Consider the following 1310-nt stretch of genomic DNA (forward strand, 5'->3'; position numbering starts at 1 on the left):
AACCACTAATTCTAATGCTAGAACTAATACTCTATCAAATACTGGCAAAAATACTAGCCGTAGTAGAGAGCGTAGTAGCACAAAAGAGCCAGTACTGCGTTTTGACAAGGTACAGGAAGCGCTAACAAGCAGCGATATAGAGAAAATATTTAGGCAATATGCTGCATCTATTAGAGGCGGGGTTGGAGCTATCAAGAGAAGTGGCTCTGAGATCAGTATGGGCAGCCTTAGCATGAATCTAAGTAAAGGTACATGGATACGTCACAGCAGCGGGGAGAAGGGTAATATCTTTGGTTTTGCAGCAGAAGGAGCTCACGTTAGCAAGCGTCAATCACTTGAGATAGTAGCAGAACTTGCCGGTATCCGTGCGGCATCAAGTAGTTACGATTATCGCACTCACGTTGCAGGCAGCAGAGCTAATAAAGAGCAAGCGGTAGAGCAAGCAAAGCTCCAAATAGCCAATGAGTGGGTAGCAGCTCAGGACAAAATCAATAATGCGGATATCTTTGATCCAAATAAGCATCTAAAAGGCATGATGCAGCATAACACATTGGAGGCAGTATATAGCTACAAGGATGCCGATAACAAATTACTTGGCTACGTAGTGCGTTTCATCAGCAAAAAGGACGGCACAAAACAAACGCTACCTGTTACCTATTGCTACAATGCTGCAAAAGAAGAGAAAGCTTGGCGTCTGAAAGGCTTTACTGACAAAGGTGACAAGCCTATCTTTGGCATAGAGAAAGCTACTACCGGCAGCAAGCCTATATTGATAGTAGAAGGTGAGAAGGCAGCGATTGCTGCCTCTAAAATACTACCTGACTATAACGTAGTATCATGGATGGGGGGCAGTAATGCCGCTGATAAAGTAAACTGGTGTCAATTACAGTGGCGGGATGTAATAATATGGCCTGATAATGATCAGCCGGGCTTTAAAGCAGCAGAGGTAATTAAAGATAAGCTAAACAAAGCAAATGATCATATAGGATTTGTAAGCGTAATTGATCCAACGACATTGAAGTTCAATAATAGCGTTCATAAAGACTTATTGCCTGAGAAGTGGGATCTAGCGGACAAATTGCCTGATGGTATGACCACCTCAAATGTTAAAGAGGCTATAGAAAATGTAAGAGCCGCTCATTTAGACTTAAACCAAATACAGAGCATGCTACAAAGCGCTAATGCTTCAGATGCTTCGCAGCAGTTAGTTGAGCGTAATATTTGGCAGGAAGTATTTAAAGGCAGAGGAGTTGCACATGACTATTTAAAATATGACTCACAAATGTATCAAGATCTATTAACTAGTCTTG

At 42.0% G+C, this 1310-nt stretch carries 1 protein-coding gene; it reads left to right on the plus strand.

What is annotated here, in order from left to right; genetic code table 11:
• A partial coding sequence (locus tag RAT170B_RS10860; protein ID WP_222595562.1) for a DUF6371 domain-containing protein occupies positions 1–1310 on the plus strand: 1310 nt, incomplete at both ends.

The organism is Rickettsia argasii T170-B, assembly GCF_000965185.1.
Classification (GTDB): domain Bacteria; phylum Pseudomonadota; class Alphaproteobacteria; order Rickettsiales; family Rickettsiaceae; genus Rickettsia; species Rickettsia rickettsii.